Annotated in this window: 16 protein-coding genes; 7 read left to right on the top strand and 9 right to left on the bottom strand. The window is 56.5% G+C overall.

Features of this window, described 5'->3' with window-relative positions:
• The first annotated feature begins 50 nt into the window (after positions 1-50).
• The 4 genes from ROR01S_RS13875 to folA all read left to right on the top strand — a co-directional run bounded on the left by ROR01S_RS13875 (position 51) and on the right by folA (position 4,516).
• Positions 51-1,355: an MFS transporter gene (locus ROR01S_RS13875; RefSeq protein ID WP_004857771.1), complete on the top strand. Its 1,305-nt coding sequence runs from the start codon at positions 51-53 to the stop codon at positions 1,353-1,355.
• A 95-nt stretch (positions 1,356-1,450) separates the two neighbouring features.
• Positions 1,451-1,981, top strand: coding sequence for a glutathione-regulated potassium-efflux system oxidoreductase KefF (gene kefF / locus ROR01S_RS13870; protein ID WP_004857773.1), 531 nt, complete (start codon positions 1,451-1,453; stop codon positions 1,979-1,981).
• Positions 1,974-3,839: a glutathione-regulated potassium-efflux system protein KefC gene (kefC, locus tag ROR01S_RS13865; RefSeq protein WP_004857776.1), complete on the top strand. Its 1,866-nt coding sequence runs from the start codon at positions 1,974-1,976 to the stop codon at positions 3,837-3,839. The genes kefF and kefC overlap by 8 nt, the downstream gene beginning before the upstream one ends.
• A 197-nt stretch (positions 3,840-4,036) precedes the next feature.
• Positions 4,037-4,516, top strand: a complete 480-nt coding sequence (folA, locus tag ROR01S_RS13860) for a type 3 dihydrofolate reductase (RefSeq protein ID WP_004857778.1) — start codon at positions 4,037-4,039, stop codon at positions 4,514-4,516.
• 82 nt (positions 4,517-4,598) lie between these two features.
• Here the strand turns inward: folA and apaH are convergent, their stop codons facing one another.
• The 6 genes from apaH to lptD all read right to left on the bottom strand — a co-directional run bounded on the left by apaH (position 4,599) and on the right by lptD (position 11,445).
• Positions 4,599-5,447: a bis(5'-nucleosyl)-tetraphosphatase (symmetrical) ApaH gene (gene apaH / locus ROR01S_RS13855; protein WP_004857780.1), complete on the bottom strand. Its 849-nt coding sequence runs from the start codon at positions 5,445-5,447 to the stop codon at positions 4,599-4,601.
• A 4-nt stretch (positions 5,448-5,451) separates the two neighbouring features.
• Complete coding sequence (gene apaG, locus ROR01S_RS13850; protein ID WP_004857782.1) at positions 5,452-5,829, bottom strand: Co2+/Mg2+ efflux facilitator ApaG/CorD; 378 nt, start codon at positions 5,827-5,829, stop codon at positions 5,452-5,454.
• A gap of 2 nt (positions 5,830-5,831) precedes the next feature.
• A complete protein-coding gene (rsmA, locus tag ROR01S_RS13845; protein WP_004857784.1) occupies positions 5,832-6,653 on the bottom strand; it encodes a 16S rRNA (adenine(1518)-N(6)/adenine(1519)-N(6))-dimethyltransferase RsmA in 822 nt (273 codons plus the stop codon).
• Entirely contained in the window at positions 6,650-7,639 is a 990-nt protein-coding gene (pdxA, locus tag ROR01S_RS13840) for a 4-hydroxythreonine-4-phosphate dehydrogenase PdxA (RefSeq protein WP_015585173.1), read from the bottom strand. The genes rsmA and pdxA overlap by 4 nt, the downstream gene beginning before the upstream one ends.
• A gap of 119 nt (positions 7,640-7,758) precedes the next feature.
• Positions 7,759-9,045, bottom strand: a complete 1,287-nt coding sequence (gene surA, locus ROR01S_RS13835) for a peptidylprolyl isomerase SurA (protein ID WP_064359587.1) — start codon at positions 9,043-9,045, stop codon at positions 7,759-7,761.
• A 54-nt stretch (positions 9,046-9,099) separates the two neighbouring features.
• Positions 9,100-11,445, bottom strand: coding sequence for an LPS assembly protein LptD (lptD, locus tag ROR01S_RS13830; protein WP_015585172.1), 2,346 nt, complete (start codon positions 11,443-11,445; stop codon positions 9,100-9,102).
• A gap of 244 nt (positions 11,446-11,689) precedes the next feature.
• Here lptD and djlA point away from each other — a divergent pair, with 244 nt between their 5' ends.
• On the top strand, positions 11,690-12,517 hold the full coding sequence (gene djlA, locus ROR01S_RS13825) for a co-chaperone DjlA (RefSeq protein WP_004857791.1): 828 nt from the start codon (positions 11,690-11,692) through the stop codon (positions 12,515-12,517).
• 30 nt (positions 12,518-12,547) lie between these two features.
• Here the strand turns inward: djlA and ROR01S_RS13820 are convergent, their stop codons facing one another.
• Together ROR01S_RS13820 and ROR01S_RS13815 are read right to left on the bottom strand one after the other, a co-directional pair.
• Positions 12,548-13,246, bottom strand: a complete 699-nt coding sequence (locus ROR01S_RS13820) for a response regulator (protein WP_004857793.1) — start codon at positions 13,244-13,246, stop codon at positions 12,548-12,550.
• Entirely contained in the window at positions 13,236-14,861 is a 1,626-nt protein-coding gene (locus ROR01S_RS13815; RefSeq protein WP_004857795.1) for an ATP-binding protein, read from the bottom strand. The genes ROR01S_RS13820 and ROR01S_RS13815 overlap by 11 nt, the downstream gene beginning before the upstream one ends.
• A gap of 448 nt (positions 14,862-15,309) precedes the next feature.
• Here ROR01S_RS13815 and ROR01S_RS13810 point away from each other — a divergent pair, with 448 nt between their 5' ends.
• Both ROR01S_RS13810 and citX read left to right on the top strand, forming a co-directional pair.
• Entirely contained in the window at positions 15,310-16,674 is a 1,365-nt protein-coding gene (locus ROR01S_RS13810) for a 2-hydroxycarboxylate transporter family protein (protein ID WP_004857797.1), read from the top strand.
• Between the two features lie 170 nt (positions 16,675-16,844).
• Positions 16,845-17,375: a citrate lyase holo-[acyl-carrier protein] synthase gene (gene citX / locus ROR01S_RS13805; RefSeq protein WP_032716557.1), complete on the top strand. Its 531-nt coding sequence runs from the start codon at positions 16,845-16,847 to the stop codon at positions 17,373-17,375.
• A gap of 118 nt (positions 17,376-17,493) precedes the next feature.
• Here citX and rluA read toward each other — a convergent pair whose 3' ends face one another.
• Positions 17,494-18,153 carry a bifunctional tRNA pseudouridine(32) synthase/23S rRNA pseudouridine(746) synthase RluA gene (gene rluA / locus ROR01S_RS13800; RefSeq protein WP_064359586.1) on the bottom strand — a complete coding sequence of 220 codons (660 nt, stop codon included), beginning with the start codon at positions 18,151-18,153 and terminating at the stop codon, positions 17,494-17,496.
• Positions 18,154-18,164: the final 11 nt, after the last annotated feature.

The raw sequence follows: 18,164 nt of genomic DNA, 5'->3' as shown, positions 1-18,164 counted from the left end.
CCGGCTCTAATTTAATGACAACAATAACCTCTGCATAGAGAGTACGAAATATGAATGATAAAATTCCCAGCACCCGCTGGCTGCGTATTATCACGCCGGTGTTGATTGCCTGTATTATTTCGTTTATGGATCGGGTAAATATTAGTTTTGCTTTGCCCGGTGGCATGGAAGCTGATTTAGGTATTACCAGTCAAATGGCCGGTGTGGCCAGCGGAATATTTTTTATTGGTTATTTATTTCTGCAAATACCCGGCGGGCGTATTGCGGTAAACGGCAGCGGTAAACGCTTTATTGCGTGGTCGCTGATGGCCTGGGCGGTGGTGTCGATTGCCACCGGTTTTGTGACCCATGAATATCAACTGCTGGTTCTACGCTTTATTCTCGGCGTATCCGAGGGCGGGATGCTACCGGTAGTGCTGACGATGGTCAGCAACTGGTTCCCGGAAAAAGAGCTGGGACGCGCCAATGCCTTCGTCATGATGTTTGCTCCGCTGGGCGGCATGCTGACCGCGCCGGTCTCCGGGGCGATTATTGCCGCGCTCGACTGGCGCTGGCTGTTTATTATCGAAGGCCTGCTATCCGTGGTAGTGCTGGCGGTGTGGTGGTTTATGATCAGCGACCGCCCGGAAGAGGCGCGCTGGCTGCCGGAGGCAGAGCGTCACTATCTGGTTACCACGCTGGCCGCAGAGCGGGCGGCAAAGCTGGCGGAAGATGCGGTCAGCAACGCGCCGGTCAAAGATGTTTTCCGCAATAGCGGGCTGATGAAGCTGGTGATCCTCAACTTCTTTTATCAGACCGGCGATTACGGTTATACCCTGTGGCTGCCGACTATTCTGAAGGGGCTGACCGGCGGCAGTATGGCCAGCGTCGGGTTTCTGGCGGTGCTGCCGTTTGTGGCCACGCTGGCGGGTATTTATGTGATTTCGCTATTCAGCGATCGCAGCGGCAAACGTCGTCTGTGGGTACGCTTCTCGCTCTACAGCTTCGCTGCGGCGCTGGTGGCCTCGGTGGTACTGCGTGAGCACGTGGTGGCGGCCTATATTGCGCTGGTGATTTGCGGTTTCTTCCTTAAATCGGCTACCAGCCCGTTCTGGTCGATGCCGGGGCGTATCGCTTCCGCGGAAGTTGCCGGTAGCGCACGGGGGGTGATTAACGGCCTGGGCAATCTCGGCGGCTTCTGCGGTCCTTATCTGGTTGGGGTGATGATCTATCTGTATGGCCAGAACGTGGCGGTCTGCGCGTTGGCAGGATCGCTCCTCATTGCCGGGACCATGACCTTCCTGCTGCCGAAACGCTGCGATCTTGAGATCGGCGAGCCCGCTGTCGCCGTCAGCAAGCAGCCGCGAAATGCCTGAAGGGTGTTGAGATAAAAACAGGTTGTGATTGTAAGCACTTCGATTAACTGACTACACTCTTGCTGATTACAACGAGAGTTAACGCAGGCTAATCAATGATTCTGATAATTTATGCCCATCCCTATCCGCATCACTCGCATGCGAATAAGCGGATGCTTGAGCAGGCAAGGACGCTGGATGGCGTAGAAATACGCTCCCTCTATCAACTTTACCCCGATTTTAATATCGACGTCGCCGCCGAACAGGCGGCGCTGGCACGCGCCGAGCTGATTATCTGGCAGCATCCGATGCAGTGGTACAGTGTGCCGCCGCTAATGAAACTGTGGATGGATAAAGTGTTATCGCACGGCTGGGCTTACGGACATAACGGCATCGCCCTGCGCGGTAAATCGCTGATGTGGGCGGTGACCACCGGCGGCGGCGAGAGCCACTTTGATATCGGTGCATTTCCCGGGTTTGATGTGCTTTCCCAACCGCTCCAGGCGACCGGTCTCTACTGTGGAATGAAGTGGCTGCCGCCTTTCGCCATGCACTGCACATTTATCTGCGACGATGAAACCCTTCAGGCGCAGGCACGCCGCTACCGACAACGCCTTATCGAATGGCAGGAGACGCATCATGGATAGCCATACGCTGATACAGGCGCTGATTTATCTGGGATCCGCCGCGCTGATTGTGCCGATCGCCGTGCGCCTTGGGTTGGGGTCGGTACTCGGCTATCTGATTGCCGGCTGTATTATCGGGCCGTGGGGGCTGAGGCTGGTGACCGACGCCGAGGCGATTTTGCACTTTGCTGAAATCGGCGTGGTGCTGATGCTGTTTGTGATTGGTCTGGAACTCGACCCGCAGCGTCTGTGGAAGCTACGCGCGTCGGTGTTTGGCGGCGGCGCCTTGCAGATGGTGGTGTGCGGCGTACTGATTGGCCTGTTTTGCATGTTGCTGGGGATGCGCTGGCAGGTGGCGGAGCTGATCGGCATGACGCTGGCGCTGTCGTCGACGGCGATCGCGATGCAGGCGATGAACGAACGTAATCTGACGGTCTCACAGATGGGGCGGAGCGCATTTGCCGTCCTGCTGTTTCAGGATATCGCGGCGATCCCGCTGGTGGCGATGATCCCGCTGCTGGCCGCCAGCGGTGGCTCTACGACGCTGGCGGCATTTGCCCTGTCCGCGCTCAAGGTGGCTGGCGCGCTGGTCCTGGTGGTGGCGCTGGGGCGCTATGTGACCCGTCCGGTATTACGCTTCGTGGCCCGTTCCGGTCTGCGCGAAGTGTTCAGCGCCGTAGCCCTGTTCCTGGTCTTCGGCTTTGGCCTGCTGCTGGAGGAGGTCGGACTGTCGATGGCGATGGGGGCCTTCCTCGCCGGCGTGTTGCTGGCGAGTTCGGAATATCGCCACGCGCTGGAAAGCGACATTGAGCCGTTTAAGGGGCTGCTGCTGGGGCTGTTCTTCATTGGCGTCGGGATGTCGATTGATTTCGGTACCCTGATGAGCCATCCGCTGCGCATTCTGGTTTTGCTGGTTGGTTTCCTGATCATTAAAGGCGCGATGCTGTGGCTGATTGCGAAGCCGCTCGGGGTGCCGCGCGCCCAGCGCCGCTGGTTTGCGGTTCTGCTGGGGCAGGGGAGTGAGTTTGCCTTTGTGGTATTCGGCGCGGCGCAGATGGCCGACGTACTGGATAGCGACTGGGCGAAAGCGTTGACGCTGGCGGTGGCGCTGTCAATGGCGGCAACGCCGATCCTGCTGGTACTGTTGACCCGCCTGGAGAAATCATCCCGCGGCGAGGAACGCGAAGCGGATGAGATTGATGAAGAGCAGCCGCGGGTGATTATTGCCGGCTTCGGCCGCTACGGGCAGATCGCCGGTCGTGTATTGCTCTCCGGCGGGGTGAAGATGGTGATCCTCGATCACGATCCTGACCACGTTGATACGCTGCGTAAATTTGATATGAAAGTGTTTTATGGCGATGCCACGCGCGTCGATATGCTGGAGTCAGCGGGGGCGGCAAAAGCCGAGGTGCTGATCAATGCGATTGACGATCCGCAGGTCAGCCTGCAGCTGGTTGAGCTGGCAAAAGAGCATTTCCCGCATCTGCAGATTATCTCCCGCGCCCGCGATGTGGATCACTATATCCAGCTGCGTCAGGCTGGCGTGGAGGCCCCGGAGCGTGAAACCTTCGAGGCGGCGCTGAAATCCGGGCGAACGGCGCTGGAGGCCCTGGGCCTGGGCGCTTATGAAGCGCGCGAGCGCGCCGACCTGTTCCGTCGCTTCAACCAGAAAATGGTCGAGGAGATGGTGGCGATGGCGGAAAACGACGCGGCTTCCCGCGTGGCGGTCTTTAAACGCACCAGCGACATGCTGACCACCATAATTAACGAGGATCGTAACCATCTGTCGTTGGTTCAGCGGCATGGCTGGCAGGGAACGGAAGAGGGTCGACACACCGGAGATATTGCCGATGAACCGGAGAGTAAACCTTCTGCCTGAGTCGTGCGGCGGCCGTTACGTTTTGTTTACAGTTAACATTTTGTTTTCAGTTTAGTTCCTCAGCAGGCGGCTCACGTAGCTTACGTGGGCCCGCCTGCAAATCCGAAAATTTTCTTATTCTTTACTCTCCGCGCAGTCGACGAAGTATTACGCTTTACGTATAGTGGCGGCAATTTTTTGCATTCGGGAAATTTTCAATGATCAGTCTGATTGCGGCGTTAGCGGTAGATCGCGTCATTGGTATGGAAAACGCCATGCCATGGGACCTGCCTGCCGATCTCGCCTGGTTTAAACGCAATACCTTAAACAAGCCGGTGGTGATGGGGCGTCTGACCTGGGAGTCTATTGGTCGCCCGCTGCCGGGGCGTAAGAATATCGTTATCAGCAGCCAGCCGGGCACCGACGATCGCGTGCAGTGGGTGAAGTCGGTTGATGAAGCGATCGCCGCCTGCGGCGACGTTGAAGAGATAATGGTGATCGGCGGCGGTCGTGTCTATGAGCAGTTCCTGCCGAAGGCCCGGAAGCTTTATCTGACGCACATTGACGCCGAAGTGGAAGGGGATACCCATTTCCCGGACTATGATCCGGATCAGTGGGAGTCGGTCTTCAGCGAATTTCACGATGCCGATGCGCAGAACTCGCATAGCTACTGCTTCGAGATTCTCGAACGTCGCTGAGGGTATGCCGGGCAGCGCGTAGCGTTGGCCGAGGCAAGATGATGATATCCCGGATACCGCTTACCGCTATCCGGGATTTTTTTCAGGAGGCTACTGCCTCGCCTTCGTCCGGCTCTTTCTGCCGGTTTGAGGGCTGAGTAAAGTACTGCTTGTCTTCCCAGCGCAGGCAGGTGAGATCCCCGCCCCAGCAGCAGCCGGTATCGAGGGCGTATATCCCCTCCGGCGTACCGCGACCTTCCAGCGAAGCCCAGTGACCAAACGCAATGCTGTACTCGTTGCTCACCGGACCGGGAATGGCAAACCACGGTTTTAACGGCGCAGGGGCGTTTTCCGGCGCTTCTTTGGCATACATATCCAGCTGCCCGTTCGGGAAACAGTAGCGCATACGGGTAAAGGCATTGGAGATAAAGCGCAGGCGGGCGAGACCGCTCAGCTCAGGGCTCCAGTTATTCGGCATATCGCCATACATCGCGTCGAGGAAGAACGGATAGGAGTCGCTGGCGAGCACGGCTTCAACATCGCGCGCGCACTGTTTTGCCGTTTCCAGATCCCACTGCGGCGTAATGCCCGCATGGGCCATCACCAGCTTTTTCTCTTCATCAATCTGCATCAGCGGCTGACGGCGCAGCCAGTTGAGCAGCTCGTCGGCATCCGGGGCTTCGAGCAGCGATTTCAGGCGATCTTTGGGTTTGTTGCGGCTGATGCCGGCGAAGACGGCCAGCAGGTGCAGATCGTGATTGCCGAGAACAAGGCGCACATTATCGCCAAGGGATTTAACGTAGCGTAAAACCTCCAGCGAACCCGGGCCGCGTGCGACTAAATCGCCCGTGAGCCACAGCGTATCGCTCCCTGGGGTAAACGCCACCTGCTTTAATAACGCGAGCAGTTCATCGTAGCAACCGTGAACGTCGCCAATAAGGTATGTAGACATTGTTTTAGTGAATGAGCGTTGGTACTGCGAGACGGAAAACAGGGATATCGATCGAGAACGGCGCGCCGTTCACGTCGATCATTTCATAATGTCCCTGCATGGTGCCCAGCGGCGTTTCAATGACGGCTCCGCTGGTATACTGGAATTCACCGCCTGCGGGAATATGCGGCTGTTCGCCGACAACCCCTTCACCCTGCACTTCAGTCTCACGACCGTGGCCGTTGGTGATAAGCCAGTAGCGGCCAAGAAGCTGAACCTGAGTCCGCCCCAGATTGCGAATCGTGACGGTATAAGCGAAAACGTAGCGCTCTTCTTCCGGGGAAGACTGCGATTCGATATAGACGCTTTGCACCTGCACGCAAACTCGAGGCGAATTAATCATGGTTAGCTCTCCTTGGTGGGCGAGTTGTCAGATAGCCAGTTAGCCAGCTGACAGTATTGCGCCACGGAAATATTCTCTGCACGTTTTGCCGGGTCGATGCCCAGCTCGGTCAGTACCTCAACGCTGAACAGGTTGCCGAGGCTGTTACGAATCGTTTTACGACGCTGGTTGAAGGCCTCGGTAGTGATTCGGCTCAGCACGCGAACCTCTTTCACCGGATGCGGCAGCGTGCGGTAAGGCACCAGGCGCACAACGGCGGAATCCACTTTAGGCGGCGGCGTAAAGGCACCCGGCGGCACTTCGAGTACCGGGATAATCTGGCAGTAATACTGCGCCATAACGCTCAGTCGACCATACGCCTTGCTGTTCGGTCCGGCAACCAGACGATTGACGACCTCTTTTTGCAGCATAAAGTGCATGTCGGCGATGGCATCAGTATAGCTGAACAGATGGAACATCAGCGGCGTTGAGATGTTGTACGGCAGGTTGCCGAACACGCGCAGCGGCTGGCCCATGGTCTGCGACAGTTCGCCGAAGTTCATGGTCATGGCATCTTGCTGATAAATGGTCAGCTTCGGCCCGAGGAACGGATGCGTCTGCAGACGAGCGGCCAGATCGCGATCCAGCTCGATAACGGTAAGTGCGTCCAGGCGTTCACCGACCGGTTCGGTCAGCGCCGCCAGGCCCGGACCGATCTCGACAATTGCCTGCCCTTTCTGGGGGTTAATGGCCGAGACAATGCTGTCGATCACGAACTGATCGTTGAGGAAGTTTTGCCCGAAGCGTTTACGGGCTAAGTGGCCCTGATGGACTCGATTATTCATTGCGTATTAACAATCATTTTGATGGCGAGATTAAGCGCCGTGATAAAACTGCCGACATCCGCTTTTCCCTGGCCCGCCAGTTCAAGCGCGGTACCGTGGTCAACAGAGGTGCGAATAAAAGGTAAACCGAGCGTAATGTTCACGCCACGGCCAAAGCCCTGGTATTTTAGCACGGGAAGGCCCTGATCGTGGTACATCGCGAGTACCGCATCGGCATTGTCGAGATATTTGGGCTGGAAAAGGGTATCTGCCGGCAGCGGGCCGCTCAGATTCATCCCCCGGGCGCGCATCTCTTCCAGCACGGGAATAATCGTATCAATCTCTTCCGTCCCCATATGCCCACCTTCGCCGGCGTGCGGGTTCAGACCGCAGACCAGCACGTGCGGCCGGGCGATGCCAAATTTATGGCGCAGATCGTGGTCCAGAATCGTTATCACTTCACGGAGCAAATCCGGCGTAATCGCGTCGCTGATCGCTTTCAGCGGCAGGTGCGTGGTTGCCAGGGCGACGCGCAGTTCTTCCGTCGCCAGCATCATGACCACTTTGCTGGCGTGGGCGCGCTCTTCAAAGAACTCGGTATGGCCGGTAAAGGCGATACCCGCGTCGTTGATATTGCCCTTATGGACCGGCCCGGTAATCAATGCCGCAAATTCGCCGCTCAGACAGCCGTCGCAGGCGCGAGCCAACGTCTCAACCACATAGCTTCCGTTGCGTACGTTCAGCACGCCGGGTTCGACGGGGGCGTTCAGCGCGACCGGGAGGAGCGTCAGAGTGCCAGCGCGCTGGGCCGCTGCGGGAAGAGAAGGATCGTAGGGCAGGAGAGATAAAGGAAGACCGAGCTGTTGAGCTCGGTCAGATAACAGGGCGCCGTCGGCGCAAATCACCAGCTCTACCGGCCAGTCGCGCTGCGCAAGCTGTACAACAAGGTCGGGGCCGATTCCGGCAGGTTCACCGGGAGTGATAACAACTCGATTCATACACTTCATCCTTCAGGACGTCTTTCTGTTGGCAACGCCGTCGGGTCCGCTCACATCGTGAGTTATCCGGGCTCGACGGCTTGCCGCCTCAATACACCCCGAGTGCTGTTGTGTATGAGGCCGTGATATTAGTTGCTCAGAATTTTGACGTAAGCGCTGGCGCGTTGTTCCTGCATCCAGGTTGCCGCTTCTTCAGAGAACTTACGGTTCATCAGCATCCGGTACGCGCGGTCTTTCTGCGCGGCGTCGGTTCTGTCTACCTGACGGCTGTCCATCAGTTCAATCAGGTGCCAACCGAAGGAGGAGTGCACCGGTGCGCTGGTCTGGCCTTTGTTCAGACGCATCAGCGCATCGCGGAACGCCGGATCGAAGATATCTGGCGTTGCCCAGCCTAAATCGCCGCCCTGGTTTGCGGAACCCGGATCTTCGGAGAACTCTTTTGCTGCTTTGGCGAAAGTGGTTTTTCCGCTCTTAATATCCGCGGCGATCTGCTCCAGCTTAGCCCGCGCCTGCTCGTCATTCATGATCGGCGACGGCTTCAGCAGAATGTGACGCGCGTGAACTTCGGTGACGGAGATGTTCTTGCTGCCGCCGCGCATATCGTTCACTTTCAGGATATGGAAGCCGACGCCAGAGCGAATCGGGCCGACAATATCACCTTTCTTCGCGGTGCTCAGCGCCTGGGCGAAGATCCCCGGCAGTTCCTGAATACGACCCCAGCCCATCTGGCCGCCTTTCAGCGCCTGCTGGTCGGCAGAGTAGGTGATAGCCAGTTTGCCGAAGTCAGCGCCGCTGCGCGCCTGCTCAACGATCGCGTTAGCCTGTTCCTGCGCTTTCGCTACGTCGTCAGAGGTCGGGTTTTCTGTCAGCGGAATCAGAATGTGGCTGAGGTTCAGCTCGGTGCTGGCATCGTTCTGATCGCCAATCTGTTTCGCCAGCGATTCGACTTCCTGCGGCAGCACGGTGATGCGACGACGGACTTCGTTGTTACGCACTTCCGCAATCAGCATCTCTTTACGAATCTGATTACGGTAGGTGTTGTAGTTAAGACCGTCATAGGCCAGACGGCTGCGCATCTGATCCATGGTCATGTTGTTCTGTTTCGCGATGTTGGCAATCGCCTGATCGACCTGATCGTCAGTGATTTTCATGCCCATCTTCTGGCCCATCTGCAGAACGATCTGGTCCATGATCAGTCTTTCGAGGATCTGATGACGTAAGGTCGCGTCATCCGGCAGCTGTTGACCGGCCTGGCCAGCATTGAGCTTAACCGATTGCAATAAGCCATCGACGTCGCTTTCAAGAACAACGCCATTATTGACGACAGCCGCTACTTTATCGACAACCTGTGGGGCAGCGAAACTGGTATTCGCGATCATGGCGATACCGAGAAGCAGCGTTTTCCAGTTCTTCATACTTTTTCCATTTCAATTAACCGCAAATGCGGATTACGTTTTAAACCAGCCACATCACAGGGAGTTCTGGTACGGTAAAATGTTCGAACGCAGCATCTGCTGAGTGCCGAGACCGTAGTTGGAGCTCAGGCCACGTAGCTCAATGTTGATGCCAAAGGTATTATCGTATTTGCTCTCGCCGTTGCCGTTACTATCCCAGCCGTTGATCTTACGTTCATAGCCGAGGCGAATCGCGTAGCAGCAGGAGTTATACTGGACCCCTAACATCTGGTCGGCGCTCTTTCTGGTATTGGTATCAAAGTAGTATGCGCCCACCACCGACCAGCGATCGACAACCGGCCAGCTGGCGGTCATGCCCACCTGAGAAATACCATTTTTGTACTGCTCAGCGGTGGAGTACGACGGCAGCGTGGCCTGAATGTATTCCGGGCTGGCATAACGATAGTTAAGCTGTATTAAACGGTTTTCATCGCGACGGTATTCCACGGTGCCGTTACCGGTAGCGACGTTATCCAGACGCGTATCGTACTGAATTCCCCCGCGTAAACCCCAGTTATCAGCGATGCGCCAGTAAGTATCGCCGGCCCATACCAGTGAACCCGTTGTGTCGTTGTTCTCCCAGTTGATGTTGTCATCACCGGTCCGGGACTCGGTGAAATAATAGATTTGACCAACGGAAATATTAAAACGTTCAACGGCGGCGGAATCATATACGCGCGAAGTCACGCCGGTAGTGAGCTGGTTCGCGGAAGCAATACGGTCCAGGCCGCTGTAGGTACGGTCGCGGAACAGGCCGCTGTAGTCTGACTGCAGCAGCGTGGAGTCATAGGAACCGATTTGGCTCTGATCGCGATACGGGATATACAGATACTGCATGCGCGGCTCGAGGGTTTGGGTGAACCCCTCCTGCAGATCGCGCTCGAAGACCATTTTACCGTCGACTTTAAACTGCGGCATGACGCGGTTAACAGACTCTTTTAAGTCCGCATTATTGGTCGAATTGTAATTGTCGAGGTTGCTTTGCTGGTAGTGGGTCGCCAGCAGTTTGGCTTCGGTATTAATACTGCCCCAGCCGTTAGACAGCGGCAGGTTGATCGTCGGCTCGAAGTGAACACGCGTGGCTTCCGGCATGTTGCCGTTGGTGTTAACGAAGTGCACCGCCTGACCATAGAGATGGGTATCGAACGGACCGACATCGTTCTGGTAATAGTTCACGTCCAGCTGCGGTTGAGCGGCGTAGGAGTTGCTCGACTCACGGTTGAAGACCTGGAACTGTTTGGTTGATACGGTGGCGTCGAAGTTCTGGTTAACGTAGCCCGCGCTGAATTTCTGCGTGGCGTAGCCGTCGGTACTGGAGCCGTATTTCGAGCTGAAATCGTTAAAGTAGTCCGGATCGCTGACTTTGGTGTAGTCGGCGTTAAGACGCCATACCTGGTCAATGACACCCGAATGATTCCAGTAGAACAACCAGCGGCGGCTGTTGCTGTCGCTGGAGTGATCGTCCTGGTAGACTTTATCGGACGGCAGGTAGTCAAACTCGAACAGCCCCGCGCCCGCTTTGGTCAGATAGCGGAATTCGTTTTCCCACATCACGCCGCCACGCTTGCTCATGTAGTGCGGCGTCAGGGTGGCGTCGAAGTTCGGCGCGATATTCCAGTAGTACGGCAGCGAAAACTCTACGCCATTTTTGGTGCTGTATTTGGCGTTAGGAATCAGGAAGCCTGAACGACGTTTGTCGCCTACCGGCAACTGCAGGTAAGGACTATAGAAAACAGGGACCGAACCGAGTTTGAAACGGGCGTTCCAGATTTCGGCGACCTGTTCTTCGCGGTCGTGGATCACTTCGCTACCGACGACGCTCCAGGTGTCAGAACCCGGCAGACAGGAGGTAAAGCTGCCGTTTTCCAGAATGGTATAGCGGTTTTCGCCGCGCTGTTTCATCAGGTCGGCGGTACCGCGGCCCTGGCGACCAACCATCTGGTAATCGCCCTGCCAGATATTGGTATCTTTGGTGTTCAGGTTTGACCAGCCTTTCGGGCCTTTCAGGATAACCTGATTATCGTCATAGTGAACGTTGCCGAGCGCATCAACCGTGCGAACGGGCTGCGGCTGGCCAGCAGCCTGCTGCTGATGAAGCTGGACCTCATCCGCCTGGAGACGGCTATTACCCTGGTTAATGTCAACATTACCGGTAAATACGGCGTTATCAGGATAATTGCCCTTCGCATGATCGGCGTTGATCGTCACCGGCAGCTCGTTAGTTTGACCTTCAACGAGGGGACGATTATAGCTTGGTACGCCAAGCATACACTGCGTGGCGAGATCGGCGGCGAGGCCTTGTTGGCTATACAAGGCGCTGGCGATCATGGTGGCCAGGAGGCTGGGAATACGTTTTTTCATACGTTGTATTTGTTGTTCCGTCATCTTGTGGCAGCGGCTTGCAAACGGTCAGAGCCTAACGTACTCATCTTCATCGCGCTAGTGTTAATCCTGCCGGTTTGGATCCCGAGCGTTAGGCACCGTGTAGAATGACGAGTATGATAAAGCAAAATATAGGCTATGTCCCACAATTGACCTAAGCGTCAGTGCTTTGTAACGTGCGGTCATATATAGCTTAACTGGCGGCGGAAAGATTGGGGAGTCTATGCAGTATTTGGGAAAAATAATTGGGGTTGCGGTCGCGCTGATGATGGGCGCAGGCTTTTGGGGACTGGTGCTGGGCCTGCTGGTCGGCCATATATTTGACCGGGCGCGAAGCCGCCGTATCAATGTGTTTGCCAATCAGCAGGAGCGGCAGGCGCTGTTTTTCTCTACCACCTTTGAGGTCATGGGCCATTTAACCAAATCCAAAGGTCGCGTCACCGAAGCCGATATTCATGTCGCCAGCATCCTGATGGATCGCATGAATTTGCATGGCGAGTCGCGTACGGCGGCACAGCAGGCTTTTCGCGTAGGGAAATCCGATGATTATCCGCTGCGTGAAAAAATGCGCCAGCTGCGCAGCGTCTGTTTCGGGCGCTTCGATTTGATTCGGATGTTTCTGGAAATTCAGCTGCAGACGGCCTTCGCTGATGGCGAATTACATCCTAATGAACGTGAAGTTCTGTTTGTGATTGCCGATGAGCTGGGGATTTCCCGCGCGCAGTTCGAGCAGTTCCTGCGAATGATGCAGGGCGGCGCTCAGTTTGGCGGCGGTTCTCAGCAGAGCTCTTACGGGCAGGGCGGCGGAAATGCCGGCTGGCAGCAGGCGCAGCGTGGACCAACGCTGGAGGATGCGTGCAACGTGCTGGGGGTGAAGCCTACCGATGATGCCGCGACCGTGAAACGCGCCTATCGCAAGCTGATGAGTGAGCACCATCCGGATAAGCTGGTGGCAAAAGGGTTACCGCCGGAAATGATGGAGATGGCGAAGCAGAAAGCACAGGATATTCAGAAGGCCTGGGAGCTGATCAAAGAGCAGCGCGGGTTCTGAGCCGCAGGCCTCTCCCTGGCGGGAGAGGCCTCATGATGCGCCTTGCGCGCGTCGGTACATCCGTCGCGGGTGACCAATCTTTCCGTACAACATTTCGACTTCCAGATAACCGATTTCCACACAGTGTTCCAGGTAACGGCGGGCGGTGGTTTTACTTAACCCGGCATCATTCACCACCTCATCCACGGAAAAACTGTGCTCCTCCCGGCCGTTGAACAGATTCTGCACCAGCGCCAGCGTCTTCTCCTCGATCCCTTTACTGCCGCTATCGGCGCGATAGTTCTTCGCCTGCAGCTGGTACAGCGAATCAACGTTTTGCTGATCGACGATTTTCCATTCTCGCTGCTGATCGTAAAACTGAACAAAACGCTCCAGCGACTGGCTCAGGCGCTTCCAGGAGACGGGCTTAAGAATGTAGTCGAAAGCGCCGTTGCGAATCGCCTGGCTACAGGTTTCCATATCGCTGGCGGCGGTAATAAAAATCACCGAGCAGTTGGCCTCTGCCAGAATCGGGTCGGTCATCAATGTGACCCCTTTACCGTCAGGTAAATAGTTATCGAGCAGTATCAGTTGCGGCGGTTGGCTATTGAGCATCTGCCGCGCCTGGGAGAGGGAGGCGGCCATGCCCGTCAGCCGCATACGCGGATGCTTCTGAATCAGCTCGGCATGCAGCCTCGCCAGTTCGCTTTCATCTTCGATGATCAACACATCGACCAGATCATGATGCATAGTTCGCCTCGTGTCGGGAATGAACAGGGCCGTCGGCGGGGATAAACAGAGTAAAGATCGCGCCGCGCGGTGAGTTATCGGCGACTTCAATGGTGCCGCCCGCCTGTGTCACATAATGTTCAATAAGATACAGGCCGATACCATGATCGCCACGGGTTTTGGTGGTAATGCCGCGTTCAAAGATATGATCGCGGATAGCCGGGTCAATACCGATGCCGCGGTCGGCAACTTCAATCATCAGCTCGCGGGCATTCAGCTGAATCAGCACTTCCACCGGTTCGTGCGGCAGTTCGGCGCGCTGCGTGGCTTCAATCGCATTATCCAGCAGGTTGCCGATAATCGAAATTAGCTCCGATTCAATTAATGAAGGCAGCGGCCGGTCGAGCTGACAGGCGGGGTCAAAGCTGAGCGCCACCCCTTTTTCGCGGGCGCGGGCAGCCTTACCCAGCAGCAGGCCGCAGAGCGTTGGCGAGCTGAAGCGGGAAGAGATAAAGTCCAGCAGCTCCTGCGCATGTTCCGACTGAGCCTGAATATAGCGAATCGCTTCGTCATAGTGACCCATATGCAGCAGACCCGAGAGCGTGGTCATTCGGTTCAGCTGTTCATGGCGCATGATGCGCAGGTTATCAACATAGCGTTTAACCTGGCTTAGCTGGGCGCTGAGGGAGTTGATTTCGTCACGATCGCGGAAAGTAATTACCCAGCCCTGCAGCGACTCCTCCAGCATGATACGCACCCGGCTGGCGAGTACGGTTAGCTGGTTGAAGCGACACAGCTCATCGTGAGTGTCGTTTTCCAGCATTTCACCGCTGGCGAAAAAGGGTTGCGGGGCGATGACGCTGTCGATCGATTGGCCGCGTAGCAGCCGCGCGGGCTGGCTCAGTCCCAGCAGGCTGCGCGCTGCGTGGTTGATCACCTCGATACGTCGGTGGCGATCGATAACGATAACCCCTTCATAGATTGATTCCATCATCGCCTTTTGTTGACGCACCAGCAGGCCGATTTCTCGTGGTTCCAGCGAAAAAATCTGTTTTTTAATGCTGCGGGTAAAATACCAGGAAAAAATAAACAGCGCGATCAGCAGCAGTACGGCGGCGATGAAGATATTAATTACCTTTGTCAGCGTGATGCTATCGAGATAACTGGTCAGGTAGCCCACGGAGACGATGCCCACAACCCGGCCGGAGGTGTCGAAGATCGGCGCTTTGCTGCGCAGCGATACCCCGAGCCCTCCTTTACGGATGGTGGTGATACTTTTCCCTTCCAGCACCGCCTGGTTATCCCCGCCCACCAGCCGGGTACCGACCCACTCCGGGTGGACGGAATGAAACAGATGTACGCCCTGCGCATTGCCAATGACAATAAAGCTCGCGTCGCTGCGGGCGGCGATTTTTTGCATAAATGACGTTAGCGACTGCGGATCTTCCTGGATAACCTGCCGGCGTAAATCGGGCATCAGCGCGATCTCTTCAGCCTGTATTTTGGCGCGGGTACTCATTTCCTGATAAAGCTGATGGCTGGCATCGATGTAGTAATAGACGCCCAGCAGGGCGAATAATACGGAGAAAAAGGCGACCAGCGAAATAAACAGCTTAAATTGAAAGGAAACCTTCATAAGTCGTGCGCAGCGTCTCTACGATACCGGCACGGTAATATTTCCTGGTGCCGGCATGGGTTAGGCGGCAACGGGGTGAGCGTTACCGCAGCGATGAGAAACCAGCATCATCTACCGGCGATGATTTATCAAGATGCCACTGCGGGCCGCCCATTCCGCCAGATCGCCCGTGGACGAGCGCGCCGGAGGTCACTCAATCCGCCGGAGCCCGCTGTGGTCGGTGATGACGAGGCATCGCCGATCCGCCCTTCGGTCGATTGCGCACTGGCTCGGCGATAAAAACCATAAAAACCACGCTAATAAATCAGAGAGATATCACGCCCCGGAATAGAAACCATAAAAACCATAATGACCATTAAAACTTCATTTCTAATTCGTCACGCCTCACATTAAGTCTGCATCAGGCCCCCTAATCTCAAAAATGAATAATAACGAAAGGGCCAAACCTATGAGCACCACTGACAATGCATTCTCTGCGACCCTCGATCCCATCGACACCCCGAAAGCCACCCTGAAACAACGCTGGTGGCACGTGATGGATAATATGAAAGTCGGGATTATCCCGCTGCCTTTGTTCCTGCTGGCCGGCGGCTTAATCGCCCTCGACTGTCTGGGCGGAAAGTTGCCGAGCGATATCGTGGTCATGGTCGCGACGCTGGCCTTTTTTGGTTTTGCCTGCGGTGAGTTTGGCAAGCGTCTGCCGATCCTCGGTAAACTGGGGGCGGCCGCGATCTGCGCCACCTTTATCCCTTCCGCGCTGGTGCACTACGGCCTGCTGCCGGAGGTGGTGGTGGAATCCACGACCAAATTCTATAAATCGACCAATATTCTTTATCTCTATATCTGCTGCATTATCGTCGGCAGCATTATGAGCATGAACCGCACGACTCTGATTCAGGGCTTTCTGCGCATCTTCTTCCCGATGTTGTGCGGTGAAATCGTTGGCATGCTGGTGGGCATCGGCGTCGGTACCGCCCTGGGGATGGAGCCGTTTCAGGTGTTCTTCTTTATCGTGCTGCCGATTATGGCCGGTGGCGTAGGAGAGGGGGCGATTCCACTGTCAATCGGCTATGCCGCCCTGATGCATATGGATCAGGGCGTGGCATTAGGCCGCGTGTTGCCGATGGTGATGCTGGGCAGCCTGACGGCGATAGTGATTGCCGGTTGCCTGAACCAACTGGGCAAGCGCTTCCCGCATCTGACCGGTGAAGGCCAGCTGATGCCGAACCGCAGCAACGAAACGCATCGTGCAGACGAAGTTGAGACTTCCACCGGCAAAACCGACGTAACGACGCTGGCATCCGGCGCTCTGCTGGCCGTGCTGCTGTATATGCTGGGGATGCTGGGACAGAAAATGACCGGTTTACCGGCGCCGGTAGGCATGCTGTTTCTGGCGGTACTGCTCAAGCTGGTTAACGGCGTCTCGCCGCGCCTGCAGGAAGGGTCGCAGATGGTCTACAAATTCTTCCGCACCGCGGTGACCTATCCGATTCTGTTTGCCGTAGGCGTCGCCATTACGCCGTGGCAGGAGCTGGTGAACGCTTTTACGATAACGAATCTGCTGGTGATCGTCAGCACCGTCTCGGCGTTGGTGGCGACCGGGTTCCTGGTCGGTAAAAAGATAGGGATGCACCCGATTGATGTGGCGATTGTCTCCTGCTGCCAGAGTGGTCAGGGAGGCACCGGCGATGTGGCGATTCTGACGTCCGGCAACCGCATGAGCCTGATGCCGTTCGCCCAAATCGCGACCCGCATTGGCGGCGCGATTAATGTTTCATTGGGTCTGCTATTCCTCAGTCATTTCCTTGCATGATTTAGCTCTGTGCTAACAGGAAAATCTGCAATTTTCCTCCACAGGACGAAGAAAATTTCTTTGTCCTGTGTCCTAAATTCTGTTCGTTTAGCGATACAATCAGCAGCGTAATCCGCTATCGCGGCGGCGGCTTTGCCGTCGTCATTTTATCAAGTGAAGGAGAGGAATTAATGTCTGTGGATACTCCCGCCCGTGCGGGCGCCAGCGTAGAAACCGAGCTGGCGACGAAAGCGCAGCGTGCAGCCCGCCAGGCCGAGTGGCTTGGCCATTATCAACAACCGGTCATTGCGCTGACGCTGGTGACACCGGGCGCGGTAAAAGACAGCATCCGCTATCGCAATATGATGGGCGTGGCGCTGCAGGCCTGCGACCAGCTGCTGTGGAAACGCCGCTGGAAAACGCTGGACCGTCAGGTGCTGTGGTTGCCAACCGGGCCGGAGGCGCTGTGGTGCGTTGAGCATCCTGCCAGCGAGATCAATGCGCTATGCACGGAGCTGCTACAGACTCATCCGCTTGGCCGCTTATGGAATATCGAGGTGATTTGTCCGCAGCAAGGACGGCAGGCGCAGGATGACCGCACCCGTCGTTGCCTGCTGTGTGATGATGCCGCGCAGACCTGCGAGAGCCTGCATCGCCATGATGGCGAAGAGGTTGTCGCCCGCGTTGAGCAGATGATCGATGCGTGGTTTGCCCGCGATTAACGGATGATATCGTGAATATGTCGCCCGGATAGGCCGTTAAGGCATCATCCGGGGCCATATCCCGGTCGCACGTGGCTTCCGGGGCTTACGGGTTATGCTGTGCCGGGAATACCGGCATTCAGAAATCGACGGGCGCGCGAAAGGTCATCGCGTTGCCGAAGGCCGGATGGGTAATGGTCAGCGTTTCGGCGTGCAGCAGCAGCCGCGGCGCCATCGCCAGCGCCTCTGGCGTCGCATAAAAGCGATCGCCAAGAATCGGATGACCCAGCGCCAGCATATGCACGCGCAGCTGATGTGAACGTCCGGTAATCGGCTTCAGGCGCACGCGGGCGCTGTTATCATCCGCGTACTCCAGCACTTCATACTCAGTTTGCGCCGCTTTGCCCGTTTCGTAACACACCTTCTGCTTTGGCCGGTTCGGCCAGTCGCAGATCAGCGGTAAATCTACCAGCCCTTCCGCTTTTTTCGGATGTCCCCACACGCGGGCGACGTACTGCTTCTTCGGCTCACGCTCGCGAAACTGACGCTTCAGCTCGCGTTCCGCCGCTTTGGTCAGCGCCACCACAATCACGCCGCTGGTAGCCATGTCGAGGCGGTGCACCGACTCAGCCTGCGGGAAGTCGCGCTGTACGCGCGTCATCACGCTGTCTTTATGCTCCTCCAGTCTCCCCGGGACGGACAACAAGCCGCTCGGCTTGTTGACCACCATGATGTGCTCATCCTGATAGAGGATAACCAGCCAGGGATCCTGTGGCGGATTGTAGTTTTCCATCGCCATATTCGCGTTCC

It is taken from the genome of Klebsiella ornithinolytica NBRC 105727 = ATCC 31898, from assembly GCF_001598295.1.
Lineage (GTDB): Bacteria > Pseudomonadota > Gammaproteobacteria > Enterobacterales > Enterobacteriaceae > Klebsiella > Klebsiella ornithinolytica.
The sequence above is the reverse complement of the archived record's forward strand: the minus strand, read 5'-3'. Positions and strand labels throughout refer to the sequence as shown.